This is a genomic window from Streptomyces sp. NPDC093149, from assembly GCF_044754145.1.
Classification (GTDB): domain Bacteria; phylum Actinomycetota; class Actinomycetes; order Streptomycetales; family Streptomycetaceae; genus Streptomyces.
Genome location: NZ_JBIVON010000010.1, coordinates 128,276 through 145,654, shown reverse-complemented (window position 1 = coordinate 145,654; position 17,379 = coordinate 128,276). Strand labels below are relative to the sequence as shown.

The window sequence follows — 17,379 nt, the reverse complement described above, 5'->3', positions numbered from 1 at the left end:
GCGGGTGCCCGGCCCGGACGAAGGGCCGATGTCCGGACTGGGCACGGCAGACGATCGCGGGGCTGTCGGCGCTCGTCTGCGCTCCGTATCGGATCAGCGGCCGCCTCACATCACGGCGGATCGATCTCCGTCACCACGACGCTCAACTCGCAGCCGGGGCCTTCCTCCTCCAGACAGAGCCCCATGGCGACCCATCGGTCCTCGATCCGCCAGAGCTCAAGGTGCTCGCAGCCCGCCACCGTCTCGGCCCATGCCTCCGGGATCTCCTCACCAGCCATCATCCGCTCCTGCGCACTCCACAGGCTGATCGTCTGTGGCTCACCCCAGCGGCTGGTGAGCAACGTCAGCAGCACATCGTGCTCCGCGAGGCACCGGGCCCGGTGTTCCAGCCGCACCACCTCGTCCTCGTCGTCGTCCCAGTGATCGGCGTCCGCGTGCAGGGATGCTGTGTGGTAGCCGGGCCCGCTGACTCCCGAGCCTGACCGGCTGCGCTCCGCGGGAAAGTTCCGGGTGCGCATCCCGTCGATGAGGCGGAGGTGATGTGCGGTGGTCATGCCGCCAGTAAACCGCCAGGCACTGACAATCCGCTCCGCTCACGCACTTTGAGTGGCTTTCAGCCGCCTCGCTCCGTCGTCGAGGACGACGGCATGGCACCGGGCGGTTCGACGCCAAGGGCTGTCCCGTAGTCCCCGGCGGGCGCGCGACGACAGCTACGACACCTCGCCGCGTTGTCGGAACGTCCGCATACATTCAGTATGCGGATGCCCCTCCGCCTTGCGATGCACCGCATCCGACGCCGCGCACTGCTCCACCGCGGATCACGGGACAGTCCTCAGGCGTCCCTGCGCCGGATCGCCCACCAGCCCGCCAGCAGGGCGGCCGCCGCCCACGCCGCGGTCACCGCGAGTCCGCTCCACGGTCCGAGGCTGCCCATGGCGTTCTGGTGGAGCACCAACTGTCCCGCCTTGTCCGGCAGATATTGCGCCACACCGCCTGAGGCGTCTCCCACCACGAAGGAGACGATGAGCACGAACGGAATGAGCAGGCTGAGCACCGCCACGGCGCTGCGCATCAGTACCGCCAGTCCGGCCGCGAACAGGGCCATCAGGGTCAGATAGATCCCCCCTCCGAACACCGCCCTCAGGACGCCCGGCTCCCCGAGGCCGATCGCGTACTCGCCCATGAACATCTGCCCCACCAGGAAGGCACCGAAGCTGGTGACAAGGCCGACCACGAGCGCCGATGTACCGACGAGCGCCATCTTGGCCGCGTAGAAGACATTGCGGCGCGGCACGGCGGCGAGCGATATACGCAGGGCGCCATTGAGGTACTCGGACGAGATCGCGGTTGCTCCGAAGCTGATGGCCGCGACCTGTCCGAAGTTCAGTGCGGAGAACGCGTTGAAAATCAGATCGGCGTCCGCCTTCTCCGCCTCGGTGCGACCGGCGATGGACAACGCGAGCACGGTCATGGCGAGTGTTGCCAGAAGGACCGCTATCAAGGATCCGGTCACCGATCGCACCGATCTGATCTTGATCCATTCGGATCGCAGCACTGCTGTGGTCGACATGGTCACGGCTCCTGACGGTAATGGGAAGGGTTCACCACGGACACGAAGTCCATGGCATCGGCGGTGAGGTCGAGGTATGCCTGCTCCAACGTGGTGCGTTCGTCGCTGAGTTCGAGGACGGCGATCCCTTCGGCCGCGGCTGTCGCACCGATCTCCCCGGCCTTCGCGCCTTCGACAGTCCAACACCCGTCTTCACCCTGCACAGGCTCATATCCTTTGCGGACCAGGACGTCACGCAGCCGGATGGATTCGGTCGTACGCACGCGCACCCGGGGTCTGCTGCGCGCGTCCAGGAATTCCTGCATCGGCAGATCGGCGAGGAGCCTGCCCCTGCCGAGAACCACCAGGTGGTCGGCGAACGACGATGTCTCGTTCATCAGGTGGCTGGACACCAGGACCGTGCGGCCCTCGCGGGCCAGCCGCTTCAGCAGCTCGCGGATCCAGATGATGCCTTCCGGATCCAGTCCGTTGGACGGTTCGTCGAGCATCACGACCTCGGGGTCCCCGAGGACTGCGGCCGCTATGCCCAGCCGCTGTCGCATGCCGAGGGAGAACGTCTTGATGCGCGCTCCCGCAACCGGGCCGAGGCCTGCCTCCTCCAGAACTTCCTCGACTCTGCGCGCGCCCATCCCGTTGCTGACCGCGAGAGCCAGCAAGTGGTTCCGCGCGGTACGCGAGCCGTGGGCAGCCTGTGCGTCGAGCAGGGCGCCCACGCGACGCAGCGGCTCGTCCAGCGTCGCGTAGGGCTTTCCACCGATCGTGGCCGTGCCACCGGTGGGCCGGTCCAGGCCGAGAACGAGTCGCATGGTCGTCGACTTGCCTGCGCCGTTGGGGCCGAGGAAGCCGGTGACCCGACCGGGGCGCACACTGAACGTGAGGCTGTCCACGGCGCGGGTCGTGCCGTATTCCTTCGTGAGTTCATGGACGTCGATGCTGGTCATGTCCTCAGCCTCGCGGCCTCACCGGGTGCCCGGCCTCCCCCGGTGGTGTGGATCGTCTCCCCCGCGCGGGGGAGCCGTCGGTCCCGCGCGGGCTGACACGATGGCAGCATGTTCCGCTTCCTCCGCCCGTTGAGCTCCTCCGTCACCTACACCCGGTGGCTGCATCTCCTCGTTCCGGCAGCGGTCTACAGCGTGTGGCTCTTCATCTCCATGGACTCACCGTGGGTACCCATGGTCCTCGCCGTGCCGGTGGGGTTGCTGCCCGGGATGCGACTGGCGGAAGGTGTTCAGGCCCAGCTCCTGCTCACGCCCGAGGAACGGGGCAGGCCCGATGCCGCAATCTCCACAACCGCCGCAACCACCTGGGCGGATCGCTGGCGAACCGTGCTGTGGCTGGAGATACGGCTGCTGCTCGCCGCGGTCGTGGGGTCGGCGACGGTGTGGCTGCCGGCAACCACGGTCGATCTCGTCCTCTCCTCCTCCGGGGCCGGCGCGAGCGGCCAATGGCTGGTCCGCACAGTGGAGCCGCACTGGTGGTACGCGTTGCTCGCGCCGCTGCCCATAGTGGTGCTGTTGGCGATGGTCGCGGCGTGCGGCGAGCTGATCACCGCGACCGCCCGTCGTCTCCTCGGCCCCTCACCGGTGCAGCGGTTGACCGCTCTGGAGGAGCGCACCGAACAGCTGCTGGAGCGCAATCGCATCGCGCGCGAGCTGCACGACTCGATCGGGCACGCGTTGACTGTCGCAGTCGTACAGGCGGGTGCGGCCCGGGCGGCTCACGACCCGGAGTTCACCGAGCGGGCTCTGACCGCGATCGAGGAGACCGGCAGGGACGCGCTCGACGATCTGGAGCGGGTTCTGCGGGTGCTGCGCGAGTCGGGAACCCCCGTGGGCCAGCGGCCGACGCTCACCGAAGCCGACCGGCTCCTGGACTCCGCGCGTGGTTCGGGGGCGCAGATCGATGCGGATGTGTCCGGTCCGCTGGAGCACGTTCCCGGAGCGATCTCCCGTGAGGGATATCGCATCCTTCAGGAATCCCTCACCAACGTGCTGCGTCACTCCGGGGCGGTACCCGTTCGTGTACGGATCAGCGTCGCGCACGGACGGCTGGAGCTGGAGGTGACCAATCCGATCACTGCATCGACGAGTACGCCAGGTGGTGGCAGTGGGTTGCGGGGCATCCGTGAGCGCGCCGCGCTGCTGGGAGGAAAGGCCAAGTCGGGTCCGCACAAAGGCGAATGGAGGGTTCATGCGAGCCTTCCACTGAGCGGGACAAGGGGTGCCCCGTAGTCCCTGGCGGATCCGCGCGCCGTCGGACGCATGCGGAGGGGTCCGCCTCGTACCGGGTGTGCTCGGGCGATTCGACGGCGCGGCGAGGAGTCCTAGCTGTCGTCCGCCCGTCCGGGCGCAAGTGCCGGCCCTTATAGGCTGACCGGATGCCGGTTACCGTTCTTCTGGTCGACGACGAACCTCTCGTCCGCGCGGGGCTGCGTGCGGTGCTCGAGGCCCAGCCCGATATCGAGGTGGTGGGCGAGGCGGGCGACGGTGCCGCGGTGATTCCCTTGCTGCGCCGGCTACGCCCCGATGTGGTGGCCATGGACGTCAGGATGCCGCTGATGGATGGCATCGAGGCGACCCGGGTGGTGCTGCGGACCGTACCGGATCCACCGAAGATCCTGGTGGTCACCACCTTCGAGAACGATGAGTACGTCTACGAGGCACTCCGGGCCGGAGCGGACGGCTTTCTCCTCAAACGTGCCCGGCCCGCCGAGATCGTGCATGCGGTGCGACTGGTCGCGGAGGGCGAGTCGTTGTTGTTCCCGGCGGCTGTCCGGCAACTGGCCGCGGAGTACGGGACGAGCAAGGCACGAGCAGCCATGGAACGGGCTTCGCTCACCGAGCGGGAGGCTGCCGTACTGCGGCTGATGGCCCGCGGACTGTCGAACGCGGAGATCGCCGCGAAGCTCGTGATCGGTGTCGAGACGGTGAAGACCCATGTCAGCGCCGTACTCGCCAAGTTGGGTGCGAGGGATCGCACGCAAGCGGTGATCGCCGCGTACGAGTCCGGCTTCGTCGCTCCGGGCTGATCGCCGCCGCCTCCGCACACCCGTTGCCGCCCGCAGTCGCCCTGCACCCGGGCAGCGAGTACGATCCGCCTGACATGCGCACGAGCTGGGAGGACACACCGTGGGCCGGCTGACCGGTGGGGATCCGTCGCTGTTGCGACGGATCAATTCCGCGGTGGTACTGCACGCCCTCCGGGGCGCCGACTCCCCCACCCTCACCGACCTGACCCGGATCACCGGTCTGTCCCGGCCGACGGTCGAGGGAGTCATGGAGGGGCTCTTCGAGGCCGGACTGGTCGTGGAGTCGCTGCCCGACGAGAGTGGGACGCGACGCCAGGGGCGGCCGGCCCGCCGCTTCCGGTTCCGCGCCGAGGCCGGGCACCTGCTCGGCATCGAGATCGGTCCGCACCGGATCTCGGCGCTGCTGTCGGGGCTGGACGGCCGAATCATCGGGGCGGGCTCCCGCGAGGTTTCGGAGACGGCCTGCGCCGACGACCGTCTCGACAAGGTCAGGGCCGTGGTCGCCGATGTTCTGCGGCGGACCGGAGTGGCCCGGAGCAGTCTGCGCGCGGTCGGGGCCGGCAGCCCGGGCATCGTGGAAGCCGACGGAACCGTACGGCTGGGCACCGCGCTGCCTGGCTGGACGGGTCTGGCGCTGGGTGAGCGGCTCAGGCGCTCCTTTCGCTGCCCCGTCCTCGTGGAGAACGACGCCAATGCCGCGGCGGTCGCGGAGCACTGGAAGGGGGCGGCCACCGAGTCCGACGACATCGTGTTCGTCCTGGCGGGACTGAGCCCGGGTGCCGGATCGCTGATCGGCGGACGGCTGCACCGCGGTTTCGGCGGCGCGGCCGGTGAGATCGGCGCGCTGCATCTCCTCGGCCGCGAGGCGACGCCGGAGAAGCTTCTGTCGACGACGGACACACCATTGGACCCGTTGGACGAACCCGCGGTCGCCGCCGTGTTCGCGAAGGCCCGGCACGGCGATGTCCGGGCGCAGGCGGCGGTCGAGCGGTTCATTCAGCGTCTGGTGCACGATGTCGCGGCGCTGGTACTGGCGCTGGACCCGGAGCTGGTGGTGATCGGCGGCTGGGCCGCGGGGTTGGACGGTGTCCTGGACCCGCTCCGCCGTGAACTGGCCCGGTACTGTCTTCGGCCGCCGCGGGTCACCCTCTCGCTGCTCGGCGAGGCGGCGGTGGCCACGGGCGCTCTGCGGCTGGCTCTCGACCATGTCGAGGAGCAGCTCTTCGCGGTGGAGGGAACGGTGACGGCCCGCCGCTGAGAGCGACGGGCCGTACGTGTACATCACGCGCCGGTGGAGCCGACAGGGATCAGGAGGCCTGGCGCTCCTCGTTGTGATGGCTGATCTCCAGGTCGCCCGAATCGCCGAAGGTGAGCCGGCACGTGTCGGCGCGGTAGGTGGCGACGGAGAGTGCCGCCGTGCCACCGGCCGCGAGGTAGCGGGTGGTGACGACGAGAACGGGGGCGCCGGGAAGCCGGTCCAGTTCCTTGGCATCGTCCACGCGTGCCGAGCCGAGTTCCACCGAACGGTCCTGGCCGTCGAGTCCGAGACGGTGCAGTTCGCGCAGGACGCTGCGGGCGCGGGCAGGGCCGGAGGGGGCGTCGATCGCGGAGAGGTCGGGCACGGACGCCGACGGGACGTACAGGAGTTCCGCCGCGACGGCCTGTCCGTGAGTGACCCGGATCCGGCGGACGATGTGTACCGGCTCGTCGGGCTCCACGTCGAGTGCCGCCACCACGGACGCCGGTGCGACCGCCGTCGTGCAGTCCACCGGCTGCCATGCCTCGCCGGCGCCGCCACCGGACCAGTCCCGTTGTGCCGTGGAGACCGCGACCCCGACGCGCGGCGGGGCGACGGTGGTCCCGACGCCGCGGCGACGCTGGAGCCTGCCTTCGAGTTCGAGCTGCTCCAGAGCCTGCCGGAGCGTGGCTCGGGCGACTCCGAACCGGGCGGCGAGCTCGCGCTCGTTGGGCAGGATCTCGCCCACCGCAAAGTCCGAGTCGAGTGCCTCACTGAGTACGGTCTTGAGGTGCCAGTACTTCGGCTCCTGCACCGTTTCCAGCTGCGTGGTCCCCACCCTGTCCTCCGCAATCGCCCAGCGGCTTTTCCGCGACGTTATTTATTAAAGGTTCCTGTCTTAACGTTGAGACCATAGGACGGGACACCCCCTTGGTCAAGACCAATCCTCCATCGGTCACGCAGCGAAACGGACCTCTGCCGCACAGCGTTCACAGGACGTTCGTGGTGCCGTGAGCCGCCCGCAGCACAACACGTCCCGATCGGACGGGCGGCGGGACTCCGGCAGGGTCGGCAGGGTGTTCCTGCCGGGTGAACCGGAGGAGATCGCGTCGATTGCGAGCGCGACGAAAGGACGAGGATTCCGGCTACTCCCCGGCCAGACCGATCAGCTTGTCGGGGTTGCGCATGACATATACGGATTGAATGAGCCCGTTCCTGACGTCCACCTGGAAGACGGAGTCGGGCTTCCCACCCGAGAGCACCAGAAGGCCCGGCCCGCCATTGAGCTCCAGGAACCGGAAGTCGGGGTCCGGGATCCGACCGTGGGCGACCGCGAAGAGGAAGCGGCCGACCTTGTCGGCACTCTCGATGATCCGTAGCGGCGCCTTGGACTTTCCGCCACTGTCCCCGACGAGCCGCACATCGGGCGCCAGCAGTGCCAGCAGCTCCTGGATGTCGCCCCCCGCCGCCGCGACGAGGAACCGCTCCGTGAGGTCGCGACGCCGAGCCGGGTCGACGTCGTATCGCGCTTTGCGCTCATCGACGTGGCGCCGCGCACGTCCCGCGAGCTGGCGCACCGCCGCCTCGGACCGATCCAGCGCGGCGGCGATCTCGGCGTAGGGGAAGCCGAAGGCCTCGCGCAGGACGAAGACGGCCCGCTCCGACGGTGACAGCGATTCGAGAACGATCAGTACGGCGACGGAGACGGAATCGGCGAGAACGGCCTGTTCCGCGGCATCGGGAACGGCCGGGCCGAAGTCGGTGACAAGGGGCTCCGGAAGCCATGGGCCGACGTACGACTCACGCCGCGACCGCACCTGCCGCAGTCGGTCGATGGCAAGCCGGGTGACGACCCGCACGAGAAAGGCGCGCGGTTCCCGTACGTCCTCGCGCGAGGCGGACGACCAGCGCAGCCAGGCCTCCTGCACCACGTCCTCGGCGTCGGCGATCCCACCCAGCATGCGATAGGCGACCCCGATGAGCACGGGACGATGAACCTCGAAGACGTCGGTCGCGGTGTCGGCTGTCACCCCTCCATCCCAGCCGACGTGTCACACCGTGTCCAGCGCGAATGGCCCGGACCTCTTGAACTGCAAGCTACCGAGCGGTAATTGTTGTTGACGAGACGTCTGAGTCACCCTCAGGCATGGCTCGTCCATGCCGGATCACCCCGGGAGCACCAGCATGGCCACCACGGTCTCGTTCAGCGTCGACTCGTCGCGGGGGCCCCGCACCGTGTCCGTGGCGTACGAACGGAGCGGCTCCGGAGAGCCGTTGCTCCTGCTGCACGGGATCGGACACCACCGTCAGGCCTGGGATCCGGTGCTGTCCGCCCTCACCGCGGAACGGGATGTGATTGCCGTGGACCTACCGGGCTTCGGCGCTTCCCCGGGGCTGCCCGACGGTGTTCCGTACGATCTGGCGAGCGTGGTCCCCGTGCTCGGTGCGTTCTGCGAGTCCGTCGGCCTGGACCGGCCCCACGTCGCGGGCAATTCGCTCGGCGGGCTGCTGGCCCTGGAGCTCGGCAGGGAGAAGCTCGTGCGGTCGGTGACGGCCCTGTCGCCCGCCGGTTTCTGGACGGAGGGCGAACGCCGCTATGCGTTCGGAACGCTGCGGGCGATGCGGCAGGGCGCACTGTCGATACCGATGCCGGTGATCGAACGACTCGCAGGCAGTGCGGCCGGACGTGCGGCGCTGACCAGCACCATCTACGCCCGGCCCGGTCGCCGTTCACCCGGTGCCGTTGTCGCGGAGACCATCGCCCTGCGCGAGGCGGCCGGTTTCCACCAGACGCTTGCCGTCGGGCGGAGTGTCACGTTCACCGACGACGTGCCGGGGCTGCCCGTCACCGTCGCCTGGGGCAGCCGCGACCGGTTGCTGCTGCGTCGCCAGGGAATCAGGGCCAAGCACGCCATTCCCGGAGCCCGACTGGTGCGGCTGCCCGGTTGCGGACATGTTCCGATGAACGACGATCCGGCGCTGGTGGCGCGCGTCGTTCTCGACACCAGCCGCTGATCCGGCACCCCGCGCCGCCCCGCGCCGCGGCAGGACGCCCGAGCCGAGCACCACACCCAACCCGACCAGAAGGCTGCCGCCGGCCTGCGGGATCCCGTACGAACCGGTGCCGACGAGCGGTGCGGTGAGCGCGGCGGAGACCGGGATCAGGCCGGAGAAGAGTGTGGCCCGTTCGGCGCCGATGCGCTGCATGCCCATGTACCAGCAGACGAAGCCGGCAACGGTGACCACGGCTGCCTGCCAGAGCAGCGCCACAGCCTCGCCAGGCGTGGGCATCCGCAGAAGGGCTCCGCCGTCGAGCACCGCACCGAGCAGCACGGACTCCACGGTGGCGATGCCGCAGACCGTCGCCGACAGCAGTTTCGGCCCCAGCGGGCGCAGCACGGGTACGGCGAGGACGGCGAAGCCGACCTCGCCCGCCAGCGCGCCGGCCGAACAGAGGATGCCTGCCGGATCCGTACGGCCCCACCCCTGAACAGCAAAGGCCCCGGTGGCAACGAGCGCGGCCGCATACAGGACCGCGCGCATCGGCCGGCGGCCGTCGAGCAACGGCGCGAGAACGGCGACGAGGATCGGGGCGCATCCGACGAACACCCCTGGAACGGCGGGTTCCGCGGATCGTTCCGCGCAGAGTACGGCCAGGTTGAAGCCGACCATGCCGACGGCTGCCAGCAGCGCGAGCCGTCCCCACTCGCGCAGGGTGAGGGTGCGCAGCACGGCGGTCGGCCGGGGCTGCCCTCCGCGAGCCAGCAGCGGCAGGAACAGCAGCACGGCCAGGCCGTAGCGCAGCGCCTGGCCGCCCGCGTACGGGTAGTCGCCGAGCACACTGTTGGCGGTGAAGGAGGCTCCCACGAGGACGCAGGCGACGGCCGCGAGGAGTGCCCCGCGCAGGGAAGTGGCGTTCATGGAGCCGACGGTAGGCAGCCGGACGGTCCGGTTTAAGGTCCACTTTCATGATGTCTTCGGGGACCAGTTCGCCATCGGACGGCGTGGAGTCCGGGGAGTCCGTGTCCGCTGCCTGGGAGTTGCTGCTTCCGGCTGCCGCGACCCCGGCCCGTCGACGCGGCCGCGCACTCCAGTCGGCACTGCGCGAGGCCGTACGCTCCGGCCGTCTCGTGCCGGGTACGCGGCTGCCGTCCAGCCGTGCCCTCGCCGTCGATCTGCGGGTCTCGCGGGGACTGGTCACCGAGGCGTACGAGCAGCTCACGGCGGAGGGGTATCTGCGCAGCGGACGGGGTGCGGGCACGTGGGTGAGCGGGGCGGTCCGGGCCGCCACGCCGGGGGCGCGTGATCTGGCTCCTCGTGCCCCGGGCGCTCGTGCGGATTTCCGGCCCGGCACGCCCGATCTTTCGCTGTTTCCGCGCAGCGCCTGGGCCGCCACGTACCGCTCGGTGCTCGGCCGGCTTCCGCACAGCGCACTCGGCTACCCCGATCCGCGTGGCCTGCCCGAACTGCGGGAGGCCCTGGCCGCACTGCTTGTGAGGCGCCGGGGAGTGGTGGCCGACCCTGAGCGACTGGTGGTGTGCTCCGGCGTGGCGCAGGCGACGACTCTGCTCGGGTTCGTGCTGCGCGGTCGGGGTGTACGCACCGTCGGCGTCGAGGATCCCGGAAGCCCCGAGCACGCCGCGCTGTTCGCAGCCGCCGGAATCGCCACCACCGGACTACCGCTCGACGACGAGGGGCTGGCTGCCGAGCCCCTCGTACGTTCGGGCGTGCGCGCCGTCATGACCACTCCGGCGCACCAGTTCCCTACCGGAATCGCCTACTCCGCCGCCTGTCGCAGCAGGCTTCTGGACTGGGCGCGCGCCACGGACGGGCTGGTGGTCGAGGACGACTACGACGGCGACTTCCGCTACGACCGCGCGCCCGTCGGCGCGTTGCAGGGTCTCGACCCGGAGCATGTCGCGTACACCGGTTCGGTGAGCAAATCGCTCGCCCCCGGACTGCGGCTGGGCTGGCTGCTCGCCCCGGCGAGGATGACCGACGAGATCGTCGCCCGCAAACGCACGATGGATCTCGGCAATCCGGCCGTCGACCAGGCGGTCCTTGCCGACTTCATCAGCCGGGGCGGCTACGACCGGCAGCTGCGCCGCTGCCAGCGCACCTACCGCGGGCGACGCGACACGCTGACCTCGGCGCTGGCCGAGCACTTCCCCGGCACCGAGGTGAGCGGGATCGCCGCCGGTCTGCACATCATCGCCCGACTGCCCGAACGGTACGGCCCCGAGCCGGTGTTCATGGCGCGCGCGGCCGCGGCGGGAGTGGCCCTGCGGCCGCTGGGCGACTTCGGCACCGTACCCACCACGGACCGGGCGGTGAGCCTGGTTCTCGGCTATGCGCATCTGACCCCTCAGGACATCACGCGGGGTGTGCGGTTGCTGGCAGCGGCTCAGCGACACGAGAAACGGGCCGGACATCGGTGAGGGCCGGGGCCGGGTGTTCATCTGAGGTTGGTGTGCGCGCCGCCGACGGGCACAAGGGTGGGGTCGGTCGACCAGCCACCCGTTCGTCCGCTGTCCACTGCCCCGGAGGCGTCTCGATGTCGTACCGTCCGCGTATTCCGTCCCTCGACCGCCGCGGTGTGCTGCGCGGTTCGCTCGTCGCGTCGGCGGCGCTCGCGCTCCCCGCGGTGGGCGCCGCGGCCCCCGCCTTCGCGCTGTCCGGCAGGCCGCGCGCGGCATGGGGCGTGCAGGTGGGCGATGTCACCGCGTCGTCCGCGCTGGTCTGGGTCCGGTCGGACCGTCCGGCCCGGATGGTCGTGGAGACATCGGCGACGGAGTCCTTCCGGCGGGCCCGCACATGGCACGGTCCACTGGTCGGCTCCGACACGGACTTCACCGGGACGACACCGCTGTACGGGCTGCCACCGGGTGAGCAGGTGCACTACCGGGTGACGCTCTGCGACCCCGAAGACCCACGCCGCACCGGCGAGCCGGTGTACGGAACGTTCCGGACCGCGCCCGCCCGGCGCCGGGACGGGGTGCGGTTCCTGTGGTCCGGCGACATCGCCGGTCAGGGCTGGGGCATCAACCCGGACATAGGCGGCTATGTGGTGTACGACGAGATGCGTCGCCTGGACCCGGACTTCTTCCTGTGCAGTGGTGACAACATCTACGCGGACGGGGTGATCGAGCCGAGCGTGCCCCTGCCCGACGGGCGTGTCTGGCGCAATGTCACCACGCAGGAGAAGTCGAAGGTCGCCGAGACCCTTGCCGAGTACCGCGGTAACTTCCGCTACAACCTGCTCGACCACAACCTCCGCGAGTTCAACTCGCAGGTGCCCTCGATCATTCAGTGGGACGACCACGAGGTGCGCAACAACTGGTATCCCGGGCAGATCCTCGACGACGCTCGCTACACCGAGAAGAACATCGACGTGCTGGCGGCCCGGTCGATGCGGGCATTCCGCGAGTACTTCCCGGTGTCCACTCTGCGTGCCTCGTCGGACGAGGGCCGGATGCACCGCGTGGTGCGGCACGGACCGCTGCTCGACGTGTTCGTCCTCGACATGCGGTCCTTCCGCAACGCCAACTCCCCCGGCCGGCAGCCGGACGACACCACCGGCATCCTCGGTGCCCAGCAGCTCCGCTGGCTCAAGCACGAGCTGTCCCGGTCCCGCGCGGTGTGGAAGGTGATCGCGGCGGACATGCCGCTCGGACTGGTGGTCACCGACGGCGCCACGGACTTCGAAGCGGTTGCCCAGGGCGACCCCGGAGCGCCGCTCGGCCGTGAACTCCAGATCGCTGAACTGCTCCGCCACATCAAGCACCGGCGGATCACCGGCACGGTCTGGCTGACGGCCGATGTGCACTACACATCGGCGCAGCACTACGAGCCCGAGCGTGCGGCGTTCAAGGACTTCGCGCCGTTCTGGGAGTTCGTGTCCGGACCGCTGGCGGCCGGCCAGTTCCCGGCCAACGCACTCGATGCGACGTTCGGTCCCGACCGGGTCTTCGTGCGGGCACCCGACCGCGCGAACGTGTCACCGATGGAGTCTCCGCAGTTCTTCGGCGAGGTCGACATCGACGGCGACAGCGGCGAGTTGACCGTCCGGCTGCGGGCCCAGGGCGGTTCCGTGCTGTTCAGCAAGGTGTTGCAGCCGGGACGCGTCGGGCAGTGAACCGGCTCACCGGCGATCGGCCCCGCGCAGTGGGCCGGGGCCGATTGTCAGTGGTGGGTTCTACGGTTCTTGCATGACCCGATCCGTTCAGGCATTGGCTTACTCACGCCCCTCCGCGCTGGAATCGTCGCAGACCGGGCAGCTCCTCGGTCTGGAGACAGCCGGTGGCCTCACGCCGCGGGGCAGCGAGCCCCACCCCCGGTTCTTCTCCGGGTTCCTCACCTCACCGAGGATCGCCGCGCGCGGTCTGCTGGCGGTGGCGGACGTGGCATCCACGCGCTACTACCAGCGCACCCTGCCCGCCTCGCTCGACCCGGTGGTGACGGGCAACGGCGACCGGTTGCGCTTCGAGTCCTTCTCCGGCTGCTGCGGGGTGTACGCGCGCCTCGATGTGCTGCAGGACGGTCTGGACGGCGCGCGGACGGGTCATGGCACGACGAATGTGGATGTCAACAACCCACTCCGGGAGGCGCTTTCGCGGATAGCGGGTGACGATCCACTGCATATGCGCGTGGGACCGGACGAGTTGGCGGTCACGACCACGGACGGACCGGTCGTGGAGAAGAAGGTGCCCTTGCCCGACCGATGGCTGCGTGGCTTCGCCGAGGCGCAGGTGGTGTCAGCCGGTTTCGACCTGCGGGCCGAACTGCCGGCCGCGGAGGCCGTGCGGTTCCTGCGCACCCTGCCTCGCTCGTCGGGAAATGCCTCGCGGGGCGCCCGATGGGTCGTTCCCGTCGGCAAGACGTTGCGGCCGACGACCCGGCCGGTCGCGGGTGCGGTGTGTCTGCCGGGCCCCGAGCGGTTGGCGGCCTTGCAACGAGTGCTGCGTCATGCGACGGCGCTGCGGGTGTACGGACCCGTGGCCGACGGTGCGGCGACGGCGAGCGCCTGGGAGGCGGTGCTCCCCGGTATGCGGCTCACCCTGACGCTCTCGCCCGATGCCTCACGGGGGTTCTCCGGCGAGGGCGGAGTGCTCGACGCGTTGGCCACCGACGATGCCGCGGCCGACGCCGAGCTGGTGTCCGTGCTTCTGGCCTGGGAGCCGCGGATCGAGCCCGCCGATCTCGCGGAACAGTCGGGCCTGACGACGCAGCGGGTACGGGCCGCGCTCACCCGCCTGGGGACGGCGGGCCGGGTCGGCTACGACCTCGCCGACGCGACCTACTTCCACCGCGAACTGCCGTACGACGCCGACCGGGCCGAGCGGCACAATCCGCGGTTGGTGGCGGCCCGGCAGCTGGCCGGCTCGGGCGCCGTCGTACTCGACGGGGACGTGGCGACCGTGACCTCGACGGAACTCCGCTACCAGGTGAGGGAGAAGGACGGGGTGTTGAGCTGCACCTGCCAATGGTGGGTCGACTACCGCGGGCGCAGGGGCCCGTGCAAACACGCGCTTGCCGTCCGGATGGCCCGCCGCGGTGCGCCGCTTGCCGGAGGTGCGCGATGAAGGAGCTGCTCACCGCCGTACGGGAAGGACGCAAGAAGGATGTACCGGCCCTGCTGGCCCGACTCGACGCGGCCGAACGACGTTCGGCGCTGGCCGAGTTGAAGGCACTCCGCAAGGAGGCGCGGGGCTGGCACTGGCACGAGCAGGAGAGGATCCGGAAGGCTCTGCTGATCGCCGGCGCGGGCTGTCATACGGGCGCTGCGGGCTGCGCGACCTGGATCGGCGGCCGGGACCTGCTGGGCTGGACACGGTCGCCGTACCCTCTGGTCCTCGAAGTCCTGGCGGACCGTGACCCCGCCTGGCTCGGTGACGTCGCACACCGGCTGGCGGCGCGTCCGGCGACGGCGGTGACGACGTACGAGCTCATCGACGAACTGGTGAAGGTCGCGCAGTGCCCCGTGCCCACCACGGACGGCTTCGTGCGGGGCTGGGCCGAGACGGTCTCGACCCTACGGTGGCGACGACGCGGTGCAGGAGCCCTCATCGATCGCCTCCGTGCCGACCCGCATCTGGCTGTTCTCATTCCTCGGCTCTTCGAGCTGACGGAGCTGCCGCCGCAGGTGACCTGGTACGAGCGGCCCGACGACCCGGACCACTGGCCCCAGACGCTGGCCGTCCTGGCGGAAGAGGGTCTGCTGGAGCGGCGGGGCCTCGTCGACAGTTGTGTGACCCGGCTGCTGCGCGGCGGAAAGCCCGGCGACCTGCGCTTCTTCCTGACGGTGCTCCGCCGGCTCGCGCTGACCGAGCGGGAGGAGACCGAAAGGACTGCGGACTGGATCGCAATGGCCGCGGACGGGATCTCCACCGTGGCCGGCCATGCCCAGCAAGTGCTCGCCCGGCTGAATGAGCGGGGCGAACTACCCGTACGGACACTGGCGGATGTCTCCGGTTCCGTCCTGTTCCGTTCCGAGAAGAAGCTGGTCCGGGCCCAGCTCGTGCTGATCGGCAAGGTGCTGCGACGCGATCCGTCGACGGCCGGCGAACTGCTGCCCGTCGTCGCCGAGGCCTTCGGGCACGAGGACATCGACATCCAGGAGCGGTCGCTCGGACTCGTAGCACGCCACCTGCCCGCCGTCGCCGATCCGGTGCGCGAAGAAATCGCCCTGTCCGCATCGTTGTTGGGTCCGGCGCACCGCACGGCCGCGGCCGAGGTGTTCGGCGATCTGCTGGACGAACGTTCGGCCGCGGAACCGTACGAGGAGGTCCTGCCGCCCGTCCCCGCTCCGCAATGTCTCGAACCGGCGTCGACGACGCTGCCCGAGCTCGTCGAGGAGGTGGTGGTCCTCGCGAGATCCGCATCGCAGGAGAGCACCGCGTTCGAGCGGGCGCTGGACGGGTTGGTCCGCCATGCCCGCACCGACCGGCGGGCACTGGCCGACGCGTTGCGTGAAGCGCTGGCAGGACGGTGGTGGCTCGGCGACGAACCGCAGTCACGGGTGGAGCGGCGGCTGCGTTCGGAGGCGGGAATCGAGCTCGTCGTGGCCGTCCTGCTCGGGCGGGTACCGGCACAGGCCGTGCACGACGGGCGTGCCGCGTGGACGGGCACCGGGACCTGCGTCCACGCCGCACTCACGAAAGTGCTGAAGGCTCGGCTGTGGGAGGCCGCCGACGCTGTACTGAGCGGCACCGCACCGTTCCTGCTCGCGTTCCCGACGTGGCACACGGGCTCGATCGACCCTGCCGTGCTCGTCGAGCGACTGCGCACCTACCAGCGGCTCGGGATCCGGCCCGGGGAAGCCGACTTCGCCCAGGCCCTGCTGCGCGTACGGCGCAGCGGTCAGCGCGAGGCCGCAGCGGCAGCGGCCCTCCTGGGCAGCCCGGAGGGTGACCGGCTGGCCGCCTGGCTGCGGAGCGACGAGCCGCTCGCGCGCGTGTTCCGCTTCGATCTGGACAAGGGCAGTACCTCGACACGGGGCCGGCCGGAGCCGACCGACTGGACGCGACGCGTCCTGATGGCGAGCGAGGAACGCCCCGTCATCCAGCAGGAGTTCCCCCTTTCCTTCCACTGGCTCGGCCATCCGCATTCACCGGACCACCGCCTCTGCCACCACTGGGGCGACCGCTCGGGTACCTGGCTCGCCACGCTGCCCGAGGACGGCGAAACGCTGGCGGCGTGGCTGCTGCCGACCACTGCCACGTGTGCGACGGACGAATTGCGCGGCACCGCCGAACCGTTGCCCGGACTGGTCGAACTGGGCGGGCCGGCCGCCCCCGAGGCCATCCAACTGTCCGTGGCATACGGGCTGGGGGCCCGTCATCCGGAGGACCGGTTGTCGGCGGTGGACGCCCTGCTGATGCTCGCGGCCCAGGACCGGCTGGAGGCGGCATCGGTCGGCCGGAACCTGGCGATCCTCCTCGACCACAAGCTGGTGAAGCCCAACCGGCTCGCGGACTCCGCCCGCACCGCGGCGGTCACCGGCGCATACCGGATGGTGCTCTCCGTGCTGGTCCCCGTCCTGCCGGGGCTGCTCGCTCAGGAGAAGGCCCCTCGCGGACTGAGTGACCTGCTCTCCGTCGCCGCCGAGTGCGTGGAGCACTGTGGTCCGGTGGGCTCGGAGCCGATACCCGGCCTCACCGAAGTGGTGGCGCGTGGCGGAACCTCGCAGCTGGTACGACAAGCGATGCGCCTGAGGACGGCCTGGAAGCAGGCAGCCGAACCGGCAGACTCCGGACCGATGGCCTCCGCGCCGACGGAATCGGGAACGCCGGACCCCGGACCGACAGGGACCGGCGCGATCGATGTGACCGGCGAGGACATCGTGGCGTAACCCGCAGAGGCATGTCCGGGGCCGATGAGTGACGCCCGGACGGGACAGGGTCGTACCGGCGCGAACCGGACCGGGTCGGACCAGCGTCGTCCCGACCGACGGTTGTCGTCCGGCGCGCTGCTTCTCGCAGCGCACCCGGACGGCAGCTGCCCCACTGCGACCCTGCGACACGCGGACCTCCCTCACTGCCCCGG

At 70.3% G+C, this 17,379-nt stretch carries 13 protein-coding genes and 1 pseudogene; 8 read left to right on the top strand and 6 right to left on the bottom strand.

Going from position 1 to position 17,379, the window contains the following annotated elements:
* Positions 1–110 precede the first annotated feature (110 nt).
* From ACIQCZ_RS27985 to ACIQCZ_RS27975, 3 genes are all read right to left on the bottom strand, one after another.
* On the bottom strand, positions 111–554 hold the full coding sequence (locus ACIQCZ_RS27985; protein ID WP_402285920.1) for a hypothetical protein: 444 nt from the start codon (positions 552–554) through the stop codon (positions 111–113).
* Between the two features lie 278 nt (positions 555–832).
* A complete protein-coding gene (locus ACIQCZ_RS27980; RefSeq protein ID WP_402285917.1) occupies positions 833–1,570 on the bottom strand; it encodes an ABC transporter permease in 738 nt (245 codons plus the stop codon).
* Between the two features lie 2 nt (positions 1,571–1,572).
* Entirely contained in the window at positions 1,573–2,511 is a 939-nt protein-coding gene (locus ACIQCZ_RS27975; RefSeq protein ID WP_402285915.1) for an ABC transporter ATP-binding protein, read from the bottom strand.
* A gap of 108 nt (positions 2,512–2,619) precedes the next feature.
* Between ACIQCZ_RS27975 and ACIQCZ_RS27970 the strand changes: the two genes are divergently transcribed.
* From ACIQCZ_RS27970 to ACIQCZ_RS27960, 3 genes are all read left to right on the top strand, one after another.
* Entirely contained in the window at positions 2,620–3,801 is a 1,182-nt protein-coding gene (locus ACIQCZ_RS27970; protein WP_402285913.1) for a sensor histidine kinase, read from the top strand.
* A gap of 146 nt (positions 3,802–3,947) precedes the next feature.
* Positions 3,948–4,598: a response regulator gene (locus ACIQCZ_RS27965; RefSeq protein WP_402285911.1), complete on the top strand. Its 651-nt coding sequence runs from the start codon at positions 3,948–3,950 to the stop codon at positions 4,596–4,598.
* A gap of 100 nt (positions 4,599–4,698) precedes the next feature.
* Positions 4,699–5,856: an ROK family protein gene (locus ACIQCZ_RS27960; RefSeq protein ID WP_402285910.1), complete on the top strand. Its 1,158-nt coding sequence runs from the start codon at positions 4,699–4,701 to the stop codon at positions 5,854–5,856.
* A 49-nt stretch (positions 5,857–5,905) separates the two neighbouring features.
* Here the strand turns inward: ACIQCZ_RS27960 and ACIQCZ_RS27955 are convergent, their stop codons facing one another.
* A complete protein-coding gene (locus tag ACIQCZ_RS27955; RefSeq protein ID WP_376272214.1) occupies positions 5,906–6,673 on the bottom strand; it encodes a GntR family transcriptional regulator in 768 nt (255 codons plus the stop codon).
* A gap of 307 nt (positions 6,674–6,980) precedes the next feature.
* Complete coding sequence (locus tag ACIQCZ_RS27950) at positions 6,981–7,865, bottom strand: RNA polymerase sigma-70 factor (protein ID WP_402285908.1); 885 nt, start codon at positions 7,863–7,865, stop codon at positions 6,981–6,983.
* A 154-nt stretch (positions 7,866–8,019) separates the two neighbouring features.
* On the opposite strand from ACIQCZ_RS27950, the gene ACIQCZ_RS27945 reads away from it, so the two are divergent.
* The gene (locus ACIQCZ_RS27945; protein ID WP_402285905.1) at positions 8,020–8,850 is read left to right on the top strand and encodes an alpha/beta fold hydrolase; all 831 of its coding nucleotides are present in this window, start codon (positions 8,020–8,022) and stop codon (positions 8,848–8,850) included.
* Between the two features lie 57 nt (positions 8,851–8,907).
* Here the strand turns inward: ACIQCZ_RS27945 and ACIQCZ_RS27940 are convergent.
* Positions 8,908–9,756: pseudogene (locus ACIQCZ_RS27940) on the bottom strand (DMT family transporter); the annotation flags it as partial.
* A 47-nt stretch (positions 9,757–9,803) separates the two neighbouring features.
* Here ACIQCZ_RS27940 and ACIQCZ_RS27935 point away from each other — a divergent pair.
* The 4 genes from ACIQCZ_RS27935 to ACIQCZ_RS27920 all read left to right on the top strand — a co-directional run bounded on the left by ACIQCZ_RS27935 (position 9,804) and on the right by ACIQCZ_RS27920 (position 17,185).
* Entirely contained in the window at positions 9,804–11,273 is a 1,470-nt protein-coding gene (locus ACIQCZ_RS27935) for a PLP-dependent aminotransferase family protein (RefSeq protein ID WP_402285903.1), read from the top strand.
* Positions 11,274–11,389: 116 nt separating this feature from the next.
* A complete protein-coding gene (locus ACIQCZ_RS27930) occupies positions 11,390–12,970 on the top strand; it encodes an alkaline phosphatase D family protein (protein WP_402285901.1) in 1,581 nt (526 codons plus the stop codon).
* A gap of 73 nt (positions 12,971–13,043) precedes the next feature.
* Positions 13,044–14,417, top strand: a complete 1,374-nt coding sequence (locus tag ACIQCZ_RS27925; RefSeq protein WP_402285898.1) for an SWIM zinc finger family protein — start codon at positions 13,044–13,046, stop codon at positions 14,415–14,417.
* A complete protein-coding gene (locus ACIQCZ_RS27920; protein WP_402285895.1) occupies positions 14,414–17,185 on the top strand; it encodes a DUF6493 family protein in 2,772 nt (923 codons plus the stop codon). Before ACIQCZ_RS27925 ends, ACIQCZ_RS27920 begins: the two co-directional genes overlap by 4 nt.
* Positions 17,186–17,379 lie beyond the last annotated feature (194 nt).

Excerpts from the sequence above, each read along its gene's own strand:
- ACIQCZ_RS27985 (WP_402285920.1), bottom strand. The coding sequence starts at position 554 with ATGACCACCGCACATCACCTCCGCCTCATCGACGGGATGCGCACCCGG.
- ACIQCZ_RS27980 (WP_402285917.1), bottom strand. The coding sequence starts at position 1,570 with ATGTCGACCACAGCAGTGCTGCGATCCGAATGGATCAAGATCAGATCG.
- ACIQCZ_RS27975 (WP_402285915.1), bottom strand. The coding sequence starts at position 2,511 with ATGACCAGCATCGACGTCCATGAACTCACGAAGGAATACGGCACGACC.
- ACIQCZ_RS27970 (WP_402285913.1), top strand. The coding sequence starts at position 2,620 with ATGTTCCGCTTCCTCCGCCCGTTGAGCTCCTCCGTCACCTACACCCGG.
- ACIQCZ_RS27965 (WP_402285911.1), top strand. The coding sequence starts at position 3,948 with ATGCCGGTTACCGTTCTTCTGGTCGACGACGAACCTCTCGTCCGCGCG.
- ACIQCZ_RS27945 (WP_402285905.1), top strand. The coding sequence starts at position 8,020 with ATGGCCACCACGGTCTCGTTCAGCGTCGACTCGTCGCGGGGGCCCCGC.
- ACIQCZ_RS27935 (WP_402285903.1), top strand. The coding sequence starts at position 9,804 with ATGATGTCTTCGGGGACCAGTTCGCCATCGGACGGCGTGGAGTCCGGG.
- ACIQCZ_RS27930 (WP_402285901.1), top strand. The coding sequence starts at position 11,390 with ATGTCGTACCGTCCGCGTATTCCGTCCCTCGACCGCCGCGGTGTGCTG.
- ACIQCZ_RS27925 (WP_402285898.1), top strand. The coding sequence starts at position 13,044 with ATGACCCGATCCGTTCAGGCATTGGCTTACTCACGCCCCTCCGCGCTG.
- ACIQCZ_RS27920 (WP_402285895.1), top strand. The coding sequence starts at position 14,414 with ATGAAGGAGCTGCTCACCGCCGTACGGGAAGGACGCAAGAAGGATGTA.